Genomic DNA, 12653 nt, shown 5'->3' with positions numbered 1-12653 from the left:
CGACCACCTTTCGTCAAGCGAAAGAAGCAAAGGGAGTGTGACAGCCATTGAATTCCCCCCTCAGGAAAAAATTGCTAGGTCTTTTATTTGCCTTCTTTCTATGTGTACTTAGCCAGGCTATACAGCCGATGCAAAGTTATGCTTCCCTGCCTGATGAAGTGCAGGTGTTCGCAGGCAGGCAGACAGACGTCAGGCTGGCAGTACCGGCCGCTTCAAGCGCAGTAGTGGATCGGCCGGATATCATAGGCCTGGATCAACAGTCTGCATTAAGAGTAACCAGACAAATGCCTCTGCATCTCCATCCTCAGCAGACGGGGCATGCCAAATTAACCTTGAAGTTATGGGGTAAAATTCCGGTCAAAACCGTTAATGTCAAGGTTATTCCTGATCTGCGTGTCGTTCCCGGGGGTCAAACCATTGGTGTTAAGGTTAAATCGGCCGGCATTCTGGTTGTCGGACATCACTTAGTACGTTCGGGTGCCGATGAGCGAAAGTCTCCAGGCGAAGCTGCGGGTATCAAATTAGGTGACTTGATTACTCACATGGATGGCAAACGCCTGGATGGTGTGTCGGGTGTAGCTGAAGCTGTGGAGCTTGCAGGCAAGCAAAGCAAAGGCATTGATGTCGTTCTCAAGCGCGGAGATGAAACCGTTAAGACCAAGCTGACTCCAGCTTATGATGCAGAAGACAAAGCCTGGAGATTGGGGCTGTACATTCGAGATTCAGCAGCAGGTGTGGGCACATTGACCTTTTATGCACCTGATCAAGGTGTATATGGAGCGCTGGGTCATGTGATTACGGATATGAATACACAGACCTCTATCGTTGTAGGGAGCGGACAGATTGTTCAATCAAATGTGACCTCAATTGCAAAGAGTGAGACAGGTGACCCAGGAGAAAAACGTGCTCATTTTCTTAAAGAGAGCAAAATTTTAGGCAATATTGAGCGAAATACAGCATTTGGTATCTTCGGGAAGATGTCTCAAAATCCAGAGCACAGCTTATATTCTCAAGGTATTCCTGTCGCTTTTTCACATGAGGTCAAAGAGGGTCCGGCTGAAATTTTAACCGTTGTGGAAGGTCAGCAGGTGGAGCGGTTTGCCATTGATATTGTGCATGTTGCAGACCAGTCAGAGCCAGCCACAAAGGGACTTGTGCTTCGCATTACTGATCCGAAGCTGATTGACAAAACAGGAGGCATCGTTCAAGGCATGAGCGGCAGCCCCATTGTGCAGAATGGCAAGCTGATCGGCGCTGTAACACATGTATTTGTGAATGATCCAAAGTCCGGGTATGGATGCTTTATTGAATGGATGCTTCAGGATGCGGGTGTAATGATGAAAAAGGAACAATCCAAAAACCTTAAGGCTGGATAGACAGCCCTAAGGTTTTTTTGTCGAAAGTAAACATATTATATCGGATGCTGAAATAAAATATTCATTATAAAGGAATACGAAAAAAAAATAAAGAAAAATAATTTTCGACAGAAGGAATTTCATTGTACGTGTCGAAAATTTAACCTGTAAGGAAATGTACGATACTGATGTTCTAAATAAAAGGAGGATACCGTTTTGCAAAAAATTGAGGTATTGCTGGCCGATGATAACCGTGAATTTACGAATTTGCTTGCCGAATATATATCCGAGCAGGAAGATATGGAAGTCACCGGAATTGCTTACAATGGTGAAGAAGTGTTGCAATTGCTGGAACAAACGCGGGATGTGCCAGATGTATTAATTCTGGATATAATAATGCCTCATCTGGATGGACTCGGTGTACTGGAGCGCCTGCGCAGTCTGAATCTCTCTCCACAGCCTAAAGTCATTATGCTCACCGCATTCGGCCAAGAAAACATCACACAGCGTGCCGTGCAACTCGGAGCTTCCTATTACATTCTGAAGCCATTTGACATGGAGGTGCTTGCGAATCGGGTACGTCAGCTGGTAGGTTCGCAAACGACGATGTCAACCGGTAGCAGCTCATCCTCTTCATCCTCCATGTTCATGAACAAATCTAACGTTGTGCCGATGGGCAAACACAAAAATCTGGATGCCAGCATCACGTCAATCATACATGAAATCGGAGTTCCTGCGCATATTAAAGGATATCAGTATTTGCGCGAAGCCATTACGATGGTGTACAACAATATCGAAATTTTGGGTGCCATCACCAAAACATTGTATCCAGCCATTGCCGAAAAGTTCAAAACCACGCCGTCTCGCGTCGAACGTGCCATCCGTCACGCCATTGAAGTGGCATGGACACGCGGCAACATCGACAGCATCAGCCACCTGTTTGGCTATACGATCAACATCAGCAAGTCCAAACCGACGAACTCCGAGTTCATTGCGATGGTCGCTGACAAGCTTAGAATTGAGCATAAGGTGAGCTGAAAGGATCGGGAGTAGATCGAGATAACGACAACGATGATTAAACACCCAAATACGTATCATAATCCTGTCATTTTATGATCAGCACCTCTCTAATCATTCGCTTCAAGCGAATATTGGAGAGGTGTTTTATTTTGGATGAAATTATGACTTTTTACCTAATTTTGTGCAGGATAAGGTGCGGATTTGGTATTTTTTCAAAAAAATTTACCTGTAGTTAACGCTTTTTTAGGTAAAAAGTGGTACGATGTGACCACTGATAGATCAAAAGTGACATGGTTGCTACTACGGCAAGGGAGTTGATAGGTGTGTTTACTCAGATAGGTGAAATTGCTGAACCGATTCCAGTAGTACAGCCGGAAACCAAGTGTGATGCCTTGTATCAACTGTTTAAATCCAATCCGAATCTGGAAGGTGTAGCGGTTACAGGGAAAAACGGCATATCTTTAATGATGAGAACGAGATTCTTTCAGCAGATTGGAACGCAGTATGGTTACAATCTGTACATGGGCCGCCCTGTGAAGTTGTTGATGAATGTGAATGCACTGGTCGTCGATTATGCAGAACAGATCACGAATGTCAGTGTCGCTGCGATGGAACGTGAAGAAGCGGATCTCTATGATCTGGTTCTAGTAACATCTGGGGAGCGATTTCATGGTGCGGTGAGCATTCGTCGCCTCCTTCTGGCCGTAGCAGATGTAAGAGCCGAAATGGCTATATTTATGAATCCGTTAACAGGTCTTCCTGGCAATCGGATTATAGATGATCGTTTAGTTCAGGTGCTTAAACAGGATCAATTCAGTGTGTTATATATTGATCTGGATCAGTTCAAATCATACAACGACAGTTATGGCTTTAAAATGGGGGACGAGCTTATACAGGCAACGGCCAGTTTATTGCGAGAGCATTTCGGTATACCGGAGGCATTTCTTGGTCATATTGGCGGGGATGATTTTATCGCCATTCTGGCACATCATCAATATAAGCAGGTGTGTGAAGAAGTGATTTCCCGTTTTGAGCAAATGAAGCGCAGCTTTTACAACGAACAGGACTGGCATAATCAGTATGTGATGGGAGAAGGCCGTTCAGGGCTGAATCGACCTATTCCTTTAGTGTCCGTGTCTATTGCGGTAGTCACCAACCTGGTTCAACGCTATGAGGATATTAATCAAATTATTAATGAAGCTACTCGCGTGAAGAAAAGCTGCAAATCCATCATTGGCAGCATTATTTGTGCAAATGATAGGAGGGGAGAGGTGGTGCACCATTAGGTTGTGCATATATTCAGCGTGCTTGTCCACTCCAATTCGAATATACACAGAAAAATTAGACGAAGGATGGGCAATATTGAGCTGTTTGAAGTAGCAGACTTTAGCTGTCCTGGACTTTCAGGCTCCTGCATATTATTACGCAAGCCAACCAGTTTTCCCATCGGATCCTAGGTCTGGCTTCGCTTGATTAGAGTATAAGAGAAACAATTAATAAATATCCATTGAATTTTCTACAGATTACCATTAAACTAGAATATGAACGATAATGATAATCAATATCAACTATAATCGGTGATCTGAAAATTCAAACACGTGGAGGTTTATATAGATGAAGCAGGAGCTGGAGTTGTATGATGTAACAATTATTGGAGGCGGCCCGGCGGGCATGTACTCTGCTTTTTATAGTGGTATGCGTGATATGAAAACCAAGCTGATTGAAGCAAGAGACAGACTTGGGGGACGCATGCTTTTTTATCCGGAGAAAATGATCTGGGACGTTGGCGGTGTGACTCCTATCCTGTGTGAAGATTTAATCAAGCAGCTTGAACAGCAGGCACGTACCTTTGATCCAACTTTGGTATTTGAACAACAGATTGAAGGATTTGAGCGGCAGGCTGACGGAACGATTCTGCTCACTGCGGCAAGTGGAGAACAACATTGGACACGCACGGTTATTCTAGCAATTGGATATGGTATTTATAAAATGGCGAAGCTTGAGCTTGAAGGAGCAGATCGCTACGAGGTATCGAACTTGCATTACACCGTGCAGGAGCTGGAGCCGTTCCGTGGTAAACGCGTGCTCATCTCCGGAGGGGGAGATTCGGCAGTAGACTGGGCTAATGAGCTGGAGAGCCTTGCCGAGCAAGTAACGGTGGTGCATCGTCGTGATCATTTTGGAGGGCTGGAACGCAACGTGCTGCGAATGAAAGAATCTTCAGTGGACGTGCGGACACCTTACGCAATAGAGAAGCTGCACAGCTTAAGCGGAGAAATGATCGAGCATGTAACCATTACCCATATGGAAAACGGACAGACAGAGATGCTTGAAGTCGATGCCGTCATTGTTAATCATGGCATGAAGAGTGATTTTGGTCCGATTCGTGATTGGGGATTAGATTTGGGAGAATGGCATGTCACCACAACGGAGAGACTGCAAACGAATATCCCGGGTGTTTTTGCAGCAGGAGATTTCGTAGAGTATGGCAGTAAATTATACCTGATTGCAGGAACGTTTACAGATGCGGCTCTGGCAGTAAATAGCGCGAAACTGTACATGGACCCGGATGCGGAGAAGGTTGCATATGTATCTTCACATAACAGCCGATTTAAAGAGAAAAACAAGGCGCTCGGTGTGGTAGAAGAATAGCTTATTCATTGTGAACAGGATAGAGTGATATGAATAATCTCGGGAATAACCCGAGGTTATTTTTTTATCTGCCGGGTATGAAGATAATCAGACTGCACAAGCTAGAAGAGGCTTGATGAATAGAACAATTTGAAGAGCAGCTCCAAACAAACTATAATCAAATTCGATCAATAAATAAGTGAATAAATAAGTAAATGAATATCAGGTTCTCATGAATCATCAAGAGTGGAGTGTAGCCTATGAAAAAAAATTTACCTTCAAGGCGAAATGTTACGTTCATTGCGCGCTGGTTTAATCGAATTCACATAAAACGCATCAAATGGTCTCAAATCTATCTAGCCCTGGCCGGAGCGATTCATCGTTTAGTGATAGAGGGGCGCCGTAAACGCGTAGCTGCCAGAAGACAACAGCAGGACCTGCCGCTTAGTGAATTAACATCAATGCAGCTTGAACCGGGGGATATCTTATATACACCAAGCTCGGAGTCAACGTATTATGCCGGCCATATGGGCATTATTGGTCTGGATGGCAAGGTATATCATGTGCACCCTTATGGACCTGTTTTTGCAGATACGCTGGACTGGTACCTTACCCGTTTCTATGAAGGAGATCGCTTTATTGTATTTCGCTCCAAGCTTCGTCAAGTCGGAGATCTGGCAGCAGAATGGGTAAAGGATCACTATCAGCAGGTGAAGTATTATCGTTTGCAAACGGATCTTCGAAGCATTGAACGAAACTATTGTTCCAAATTTATATACCAGGCGTATACGTTTACTTCGGGACTGGACCTGTGGGGGCGTAGATTTTCCAAAGTCAAGCAGGGGTTTATCTACCCTTTTCGGATTGAGCGTTCAGCAGATCTGGAGGTGCTAGGTACATTTTACAAATAAGAAACAAGCAAAAAATCGACTTGTCATCTGTTTCTCCATTGTGAGAGAGAGAGGTGCAGTCGTTTTTTTTTAATATGTACCGAGATTAAAACAGGAAAAACACCAAAAACGTCGAATAAAATATGAGATAGACACGCACAACTTGGAATCGTATACATAACAGGTGGCGCGATTTTAAGGCCAAGGATTAGAAGCGACTACAAGACTGGCGAACAGAAAAGAGTGAGGCGAATATGAATTGGCTGAGCTTCTTGCGGCGGTTTAAACGGCGGCAAAACGTAGTGAAGCTATCGGACTACATTCCAAAAAAGGAAAGGAGGTACTACTGTTCCATTTGCAAGAAGCACGTGAAAAACATCGTGCATTACGCAGCTCCGCAGGGAAATGTTACAGGTATATGCAGCTCCTGTAAGTCTTTGGCGGACGAAAGGGGTATGTTCCCCATTTAATAAGAAGAAATGCGCTAAGGAAACAATATTATTTTGATTTATGCGCGTTTTTGTAGTACATTAGCAAATGTATTCGAAGGAGGATTCTAATGTACTCAGGAAGACAAGACGATACTTTATACATCATGACCTACACTTTAAACAGCGGTATCAAGGGTACGGTTCCACTGTCCAACAAGCAGATTATTGAATGGCTCGATTGTTATAGAAACGAGAAGCGCTTCGTGACGGAGATCGGTAAAGAGTTTTTTGGATTAAATGCTGGGCTGGTTGCAGACTTTAAGGTTCAAAATCATCTATCCGACTATCAGCAGACGATTATGCCTACGCAGCAGCAGGATAACCTGGATCGTTTGTCCAGTGCTTATAAATCAACCGAGATATTAATGAAGATTGATTGTAAATGTGGCACGGCTTACGTGACGGAATCCCCTTACAAGCGTACAAAATGGTATTGCACGAAATGCAAAGAAATTGTGTTCCTGGATGCCAAAAAAGGAATGGTTGAAACGTCGCGCGGAGATGCGTATTACATGACCAACAAATATTTTGTTTCCCGGGATTAGCGGGAACTGATTTGGGAGCATCGCATTATGCGATGCTTTTTTTATGCGTGATGTGCATGCTTCGTACTGCTGATCTATAAATAGTACTTCATAATGCACATCTTCAGTGTAAACAAAAAAGCCCAGCAGGGCTTTTAAGACGGACACTCGACTTTATGAGGAGGAATGAAGCAGCAGCGACAGCGGGGCTCATAAGCCTCCGAATCACCGATCATGACCACTGGACCCAAGGTCACAGGTTCTCCGTTGACAATGCGCTGTGTGAACGCAGCGTCCGGGCTGCCGCAAACAGCACAGAACGCAGATAATTTCTCAATATCATCCGCCATGGCAAGCAGGCCGCCGATATATCCGAATTCCTTGCCGCGATAATCCATATTCAGTCCATCAACAATGACATGTTTACCGCAGTAAGCCAGTTCAGAAACGAGTTCCATGATTGCACTGCTGAAAAATTGCACTTCATCAAAGGCAACCACATCGGCATCTATGGTCTGCTTGAGAATTGTCTCTATAGATTCCGGCGTTAATTGCCGGGGAATGGAATGTGCGGGAAGTCTATAGCCAATTCGACTCACGATCTCATCCTGAGCGAAACGATCATCCTCGGCTGGTTTGTAGGCAACGACCTTTTTACGGCCAAATTGAATAAGCTTCTGACAACGGCGAATAAGTTCACCGGATTTTTCGCTGAACATCGGTCCAGTAATGACGGTAATACGTCCAGTTTGCACGGTGCTACTACCCCTCTCGCATACGGAATTCAAAAAAAGCGACCATTACAGATTACCACATCTGCTTTGAAAAGAGCCAGAACTAAAATGGAGCAGTTTGTGTTACGATATGGTTTGTTGCGATATTGGTCACGGCAGATGTAGAGTGAAATGAATTATTTTGAAAAGAGGTGTAACCAATGAACGAAGCTTTGAACTCGCTGAAGCAGCGTTACGAAGAGCTGCAAACACGGGGTAAGCTGGATGAGAGCGCTCAGGCTTTATTTGCCGAGTTAATGGCAGAGGCAGAACGACTGCAGGCGAGTAATCTCACCTTGCGCAGAACCATTCTGAGATCCTCCTCCAAAGAGTCGCGTATGTCCACCAAACTGCGAGATGCATTATACGAATAACGGCTGGAGCTCAGCTAATTCAGATGAAGGAACAGAGCAAGCTTATTCTGTATCCTCCTCTGATTTTAATCTGTGAGGGAACAAAATACCGGCTGTGATTCTTGCAATCATGGCAAAGGTGAGACCAATTCCGGCAAACATATAAATGACGGTAAACGCTTTGCCGAATCCCGTAGATGGCACGAAATCAGGGTGGCCTACAGTTGTTAACGTAACTGCGCAGAAGTAGAGGGCGTCGATCCAGTGTAGTCCTTCCACCCGGGTATAAAACAGCGTGCCCGAAAGCAAGGTTGCTGTTGTTAAAACGAACAGAGCCAGAAATTTCGGGTCTTTGAATGCGTGAAATATGCCTTTAAGCAGGCGTTTTAATGTCAGTACGAAGGAAACCATAACCAACCTTCCTGTCTATATAAAATGGGGAAAACAAAAAAGCCCGGAATTATGAACTGCTTCCGGGTGTTTCGACCTGTTCAGGCTGCTTTTTCGAACGGAAACGAGGGCCTACATAGTTGCGTTTACGATCGCGGAACAGAATCCAGCCGCCCAGAAAACTCATACCTGCCACAAACAGGACGAGTCCGCCGAAGAAGGAGAGCCACTGGAAGCCGGGAGAGATCAAGTCATTTCCATGCTCGGCGTAATATAGAAACAGGGCGTCTTTCATCATAAGGAAGCCCTTCATGGCCATCAAGCCGGGGATAACAAGTACAATAATCGCGAGAAAGCGCGCAAAGACTATTTTTGTATTCATGAGCATTATACCCTTTCTGCCAGAGTAGACATAATATAAAGGTTACGCTTACAGAGAATTCCTGTTTATATCATAGCTTGGAATGCACGGGCTGTCCATGTGAGATTCATCAAATTTTGAGTTGACTGCGCAAGGAGAGTACAATGAGAAGTAGAGGGCATGCCATTGTTTGGGATGCAAGCACCTATTTTATTATTTTTGAATACCCCAAAATGACTGTATAGAGGAGAACGTAGAGATGCCAATACCATGTGATGTTGCCGTACTGGGTGGAGGAACCGGAGGATATATTGCCGCAATTCGTGCCGCACAGCTGGGCAAGAAGGTTGTTATTATCGAGAAGGACAAGCTGGGCGGAACCTGTCTGCACCGTGGCTGTATTCCGAGTAAGGCGTTGCTGAAAAGTGCGGAGATATACGCCGAAATACAGGACAGCGAGAGCTATGGCATTGAGACAACAGGAGCCACGCTGGTGTTTCCTAAAGTACAGGCTCGTAAGGAAGCTATTGTTGAGCAGCTGCATAAGGGTGTTCAGTATTTGATGAAAAAAAATAAAATCGAGGTTGTACACGCCAAGGGCCGTGTGATCGGACCTTCCATCTTCTCGCCGCAAAGCGGTGCTGTAGCGCTGGAGTTCGAGGACGGCGAGATGGATACGGTTGTTCCAACGAACCTGATCATAGCCACGGGATCACGTCCACGTATATTGCCTGGGCTTGAGCCGGATGGAAGATATATCATGAGCAGCGATGAGGCGCTTCGCATGGACGAGCTGCCTGCTTCAATCATCATTGTAGGCGGCGGTGTTATTGGTTTGGAATGGGCGTCAATGCTCAATGATTTTGGAGTGAGTGTGACGGTGGTGGAGTCGGCGGACCATGTGCTTCCGGCAGAGGATGAGGATGTAGCCAAAGAAATGCAGCGTTTGCTTGGCAAACGGGGGGTTCGTTTCCTTACGGGTGCGAAATTACTGGTGGACAGCTATCGTGCAGAGGAACAAAGCGTGTATGTGGATGTGCAGCTTGCAGGAGATAAGCTCGAGACGCTGACTGCCGAAAAAATGCTAGTGTCGATTGGACGTCAGGCTAATGTCGAAAATATTGGACTGGAAAACACAGATATCAAAGTAGAGCGTGGCTTCATTGCAGTGAACCAGCATCTGCAAACGGGTGAAGGCCATATCTATGCGATCGGGGATTGTATTGGCGGATTACAGCTGGCGCATGCCGCAAGCCATGAAGGTATACTCGCTGTGAATCATCTTGCGGGTGAGAGTGTACACCTGGTTGAGGCTCACCGGATTCCGCGCTGTGTGTACACACGTCCAGAAGCGGCAAGCATCGGTTTTACGGAGAAAGAAGCCAGAGCTCGCGGTCATGAGATCAAAATGGGCAAGTTTCCTTTCCAGGCAATCGGCAAATCGGTGATTCATGGAAGCCGCGACGGCTTTGTGAAGGTAATCGCAGACGCTAAAACGAATGATATATTAGGCGTACATATGATTGGCACCCATGTAACCGAACTGATTGCTGAAGCTTCGCTGGCGCAGATGCTGGATGCCACTCCGTGGGAGGTTGGACAGACCATTCACCCGCATCCTTCCCTCTCTGAAATTATGGGCGAGGCTATGCTGGCCGTGGATGGTAAAGCGATTGGCATGTAAGCCGGACAGGCTTATGAGAAAGGTCCTTTCCTTTTTCGGGGAAAAGAGATTATAATAAGGTTAAGCCAAGTCTTAGTACCAGGTTATAAGATCGGGTAGTAAGGCTGAACAGGCTCTGACTAAAAGGAGGTACCTCATATGAGTTCACAAGGTACTGCAGATGCGGTCCACCGCCATGAACAGCTTGGACTTAGCGATGGTGAAGTTTTGGATATGTACAAATACATGCTGCTCGCACGCAAGTTTGACGAGCGCTGCTTGCTCTTGCAGCGGGCCGGCAAAATTAACTTTCACGTATCCGGTGTAGGTCAGGAGGCTGCGCAGGTTGGCGCGGCATTTGGTCTGGACCGGGATCATGATTATTTTTTACCTTATTATCGTGACTATGGCTTTGTACTGGCTGTAGGCATGACGCCGCGCGAGCTGATGCTGTCTGCATTTGCGAAGGCGGAAGATCCGAACAGTGGTGGGCGGCAGATGCCAGGTCACTTCGGACACAAAAAGCTGCGAATTGTTACGGGCTCCAGCCCGGTTACGACGCAGGTTCCTCATGCCGTTGGATTTGCACTGGCTGCCAAGATGCAGAAGAAGCAATTTGTTTCTTTTGTTACCTTTGGTGAAGGGTCAAGCAACCAGGGGGATTTCCACGAAGGGGCTAACTTTGCAGGGGTGCACAAGCTGCCTGTGATTATCATGTGTGAGAACAACCAATATGCAATCTCTGTGCCGCTCCACAAGCAGCTCAGCGGTAAAGTGTCGGATCGTGCACTTGGTTATGGCTTCCCTGGTTTGCGGGTAGATGGGAACGATGCACTTGAGGTGTATGCGGCTATGAAGGAAGCACGTCGGCGTGCTATTGCAGGTGAAGGACCTACACTCATTGAAGCGATGATGTATCGTCTGTCTCCGCACTCCACTTCGGACAATGATCTGGCCTATCGGACGAAGGAAGAGGTTGAGGAGAACTGGAAGAAGGACGGCGTGCTGCGCATGAAAAATTATTTGATCGAATGTGGCATCTGGGATGAGGCTCGGGATGCGGATTTGGCTTCCCAGCTTGCGCTGGAGATGAAGGAAGCAACTGAATATGCTGACAATGCGCCATATCCGAAACCTGAGGACACGCTGACGCATGTCTATGCGGACAGTGAAGAAGGGGGACGGTAATCATGGCTATGATGGAATATATTGATGCAATTCGTCTCGCAATGAAAGAAGAGATGGAACGGGACGAAAATGTGTTTGTTCTTGGTGAGGATGTCGGGGTAAAAGGTGGCGTGTTCACTACAACCAAAGGGTTGCAGGATCAATTTGGCGAGATGCGTGTGATGGATACACCGCTGTCTGAATCCGCCATTGCGGGCGTTGCAATTGGTGCGGCGATGTACGGCATGAAGCCGATTGCCGAGATGCAATATTCGGATTTTATGCTGCCTGCAACCAACCAGATTATTAGTGAAGCGGCCAAAATACGTTACCGCTCCAACAACGACTGGAGCTGTCCAATCGTCATTCGGGCGCCTATCGGGGGCGGGATCTTTGGCGGGCTGTACCATTCTCAATGTCCGGAATCCATCTTTTTCGGTACGCCCGGATTGAAGATTATTGCTCCATATTCTGCGTATGACGCCAAAGGACTGCTGAAAGCAGCTGTCCGTGACCCGGACCCTGTACTCTTTTTCGAAAACAAAAAATGCTATAAGCTCATCAAGGAAGATGTTCCTGAGGATGATTACATCGTTCCGATCGGAAAAGCGAACGTTCTTCGTGAAGGTGCAGATATTACGGTCATCGGATATAGTCAGCCTTTGCATTTTGTCATGCAGGCTGCAGAGGAGCTGGAGCGGGAAGAAGGCATTACCTCCCATGTACTGGATTTGCGCACATTGCAACCGCTCGACCGCGAAGCCATTATTGCTTCTGCCCGATTGACGGGCAAGGTGCTGATCGTGCATGAGGATAATAAAACGGGTGGTGTTGGTGCAGAGGTTGCGGCTATTATCAGTGAGGAATGTTTATTTGATCTGGATGCCCCTATTCAGCGTCTGTGCGGTCCAGATGTACCAGCCATGCCGATCAGCCCGACGATGGAGAAATTTTTCATGTTGAGTAAGGACAAGGCCAAAGCAGCCATGCGTGAACTTGCCGAATACTAATTTAAAGAAGATATCTTAATGATCG

At 46.3% G+C, this 12653-nt stretch carries 13 protein-coding genes; 10 read left to right on the top strand and 3 right to left on the bottom strand.

Annotated features, from left to right (window positions below):
- Nucleotides 1-47 precede the first annotated feature (47 nt).
- From spoIVB to DFQ00_RS05490, 6 genes are all read left to right on the top strand, one after another.
- Complete coding sequence (spoIVB, locus tag DFQ00_RS05515; protein ID WP_110895256.1) at nucleotides 48-1376, top strand: SpoIVB peptidase; 1329 nt, start codon at nucleotides 48-50, stop codon at nucleotides 1374-1376.
- Between the two features lie 195 nt (nucleotides 1377-1571).
- On the top strand, nucleotides 1572-2393 hold the full coding sequence (gene spo0A, locus DFQ00_RS05510) for a sporulation transcription factor Spo0A (RefSeq protein WP_110895254.1): 822 nt from the start codon (nucleotides 1572-1574) through the stop codon (nucleotides 2391-2393).
- Nucleotides 2394-2698: 305 nt separating this feature from the next.
- Complete coding sequence (locus DFQ00_RS05505; RefSeq protein WP_110895253.1) at nucleotides 2699-3661, top strand: GGDEF domain-containing protein; 963 nt, start codon at nucleotides 2699-2701, stop codon at nucleotides 3659-3661.
- Nucleotides 3662-3989: 328 nt separating this feature from the next.
- On the top strand, nucleotides 3990-5027 hold the full coding sequence (locus DFQ00_RS05500) for an NAD(P)/FAD-dependent oxidoreductase (protein WP_110895250.1): 1038 nt from the start codon (nucleotides 3990-3992) through the stop codon (nucleotides 5025-5027).
- A gap of 239 nt (nucleotides 5028-5266) precedes the next feature.
- Nucleotides 5267-5917, top strand: a complete 651-nt coding sequence (locus DFQ00_RS05495) for a hypothetical protein (protein ID WP_110895248.1) — start codon at nucleotides 5267-5269, stop codon at nucleotides 5915-5917.
- Between the two features lie 538 nt (nucleotides 5918-6455).
- Nucleotides 6456-6932, top strand: a complete 477-nt coding sequence (locus tag DFQ00_RS05490; RefSeq protein WP_110895246.1) for a hypothetical protein — start codon at nucleotides 6456-6458, stop codon at nucleotides 6930-6932.
- Nucleotides 6933-7066: 134 nt separating this feature from the next.
- On the opposite strand, the gene DFQ00_RS05485 is transcribed toward DFQ00_RS05490, so the two are convergent.
- Nucleotides 7067-7666 (bottom strand): thymidine kinase, encoded by a 600-nt coding sequence (locus DFQ00_RS05485; protein ID WP_110895245.1) that lies wholly within the window; start codon nucleotides 7664-7666, stop codon nucleotides 7067-7069.
- A 179-nt stretch (nucleotides 7667-7845) separates the two neighbouring features.
- Here DFQ00_RS05485 and DFQ00_RS05480 point away from each other — a divergent pair, with 179 nt between their 5' ends.
- Nucleotides 7846-8058, top strand: coding sequence for a hypothetical protein (locus DFQ00_RS05480; protein WP_110895243.1), 213 nt, complete (start codon nucleotides 7846-7848; stop codon nucleotides 8056-8058).
- A gap of 42 nt (nucleotides 8059-8100) precedes the next feature.
- Here the strand turns inward: DFQ00_RS05480 and DFQ00_RS05475 are convergent, their stop codons facing one another.
- Both DFQ00_RS05475 and DFQ00_RS05470 read right to left on the bottom strand, forming a co-directional pair.
- Complete coding sequence (locus DFQ00_RS05475; RefSeq protein WP_110895241.1) at nucleotides 8101-8448, bottom strand: potassium channel family protein; 348 nt, start codon at nucleotides 8446-8448, stop codon at nucleotides 8101-8103.
- Nucleotides 8449-8497: 49 nt separating this feature from the next.
- Complete coding sequence (locus tag DFQ00_RS05470) at nucleotides 8498-8815, bottom strand: DUF2627 domain-containing protein (protein ID WP_110895239.1); 318 nt, start codon at nucleotides 8813-8815, stop codon at nucleotides 8498-8500.
- Between the two features lie 232 nt (nucleotides 8816-9047).
- On the opposite strand from DFQ00_RS05470, the gene lpdA reads away from it, so the two are divergent.
- The 3 genes from lpdA (at nucleotide 9048) to DFQ00_RS05455 (ending at nucleotide 12628) form a co-directional block, all read left to right on the top strand.
- On the top strand, nucleotides 9048-10472 hold the full coding sequence (gene lpdA / locus DFQ00_RS05465; protein ID WP_110895236.1) for a dihydrolipoyl dehydrogenase: 1425 nt from the start codon (nucleotides 9048-9050) through the stop codon (nucleotides 10470-10472).
- Between the two features lie 138 nt (nucleotides 10473-10610).
- Nucleotides 10611-11639, top strand: coding sequence for a thiamine pyrophosphate-dependent dehydrogenase E1 component subunit alpha (locus tag DFQ00_RS05460; RefSeq protein WP_110895234.1), 1029 nt, complete (start codon nucleotides 10611-10613; stop codon nucleotides 11637-11639).
- A 2-nt stretch (nucleotides 11640-11641) separates the two neighbouring features.
- Entirely contained in the window at nucleotides 11642-12628 is a 987-nt protein-coding gene (locus tag DFQ00_RS05455) for an alpha-ketoacid dehydrogenase subunit beta (protein WP_110895232.1), read from the top strand.
- Nucleotides 12629-12653: the final 25 nt, after the last annotated feature.

The sequence above is a fragment of the Paenibacillus barcinonensis genome (assembly GCF_003217495.1).
Taxonomy (GTDB): Bacteria; Bacillota; Bacilli; order Paenibacillales; family Paenibacillaceae; genus Paenibacillus; species Paenibacillus barcinonensis.
This window is presented reverse-complemented; position numbering and strand designations above follow the sequence as displayed.

What these genes read in the sequence shown, in the direction of transcription:
- lpdA (WP_110895236.1), top strand. Translation starts at nt 9,048, where the DNA reads ATGCCAATACCATGTGATGTTGCCGTACTGGGTGGAGGAACCGGAGGA.
- DFQ00_RS05480 (WP_110895243.1), top strand. Translation starts at nt 7,846, where the DNA reads ATGAACGAAGCTTTGAACTCGCTGAAGCAGCGTTACGAAGAGCTGCAA.
- DFQ00_RS05495 (WP_110895248.1), top strand. Translation starts at nt 5,267, where the DNA reads ATGAAAAAAAATTTACCTTCAAGGCGAAATGTTACGTTCATTGCGCGC.
- DFQ00_RS05500 (WP_110895250.1), top strand. Translation starts at nt 3,990, where the DNA reads ATGAAGCAGGAGCTGGAGTTGTATGATGTAACAATTATTGGAGGCGGC.
- DFQ00_RS05455 (WP_110895232.1), top strand. Translation starts at nt 11,642, where the DNA reads ATGGCTATGATGGAATATATTGATGCAATTCGTCTCGCAATGAAAGAA.
- DFQ00_RS05490 (WP_110895246.1), top strand. Translation starts at nt 6,456, where the DNA reads ATGTACTCAGGAAGACAAGACGATACTTTATACATCATGACCTACACT.
- DFQ00_RS05475 (WP_110895241.1), bottom strand. Translation starts at nt 8,448, where the DNA reads ATGGTTTCCTTCGTACTGACATTAAAACGCCTGCTTAAAGGCATATTT.
- DFQ00_RS05460 (WP_110895234.1), top strand. Translation starts at nt 10,611, where the DNA reads ATGAGTTCACAAGGTACTGCAGATGCGGTCCACCGCCATGAACAGCTT.
- DFQ00_RS05470 (WP_110895239.1), bottom strand. Translation starts at nt 8,815, where the DNA reads ATGCTCATGAATACAAAAATAGTCTTTGCGCGCTTTCTCGCGATTATT.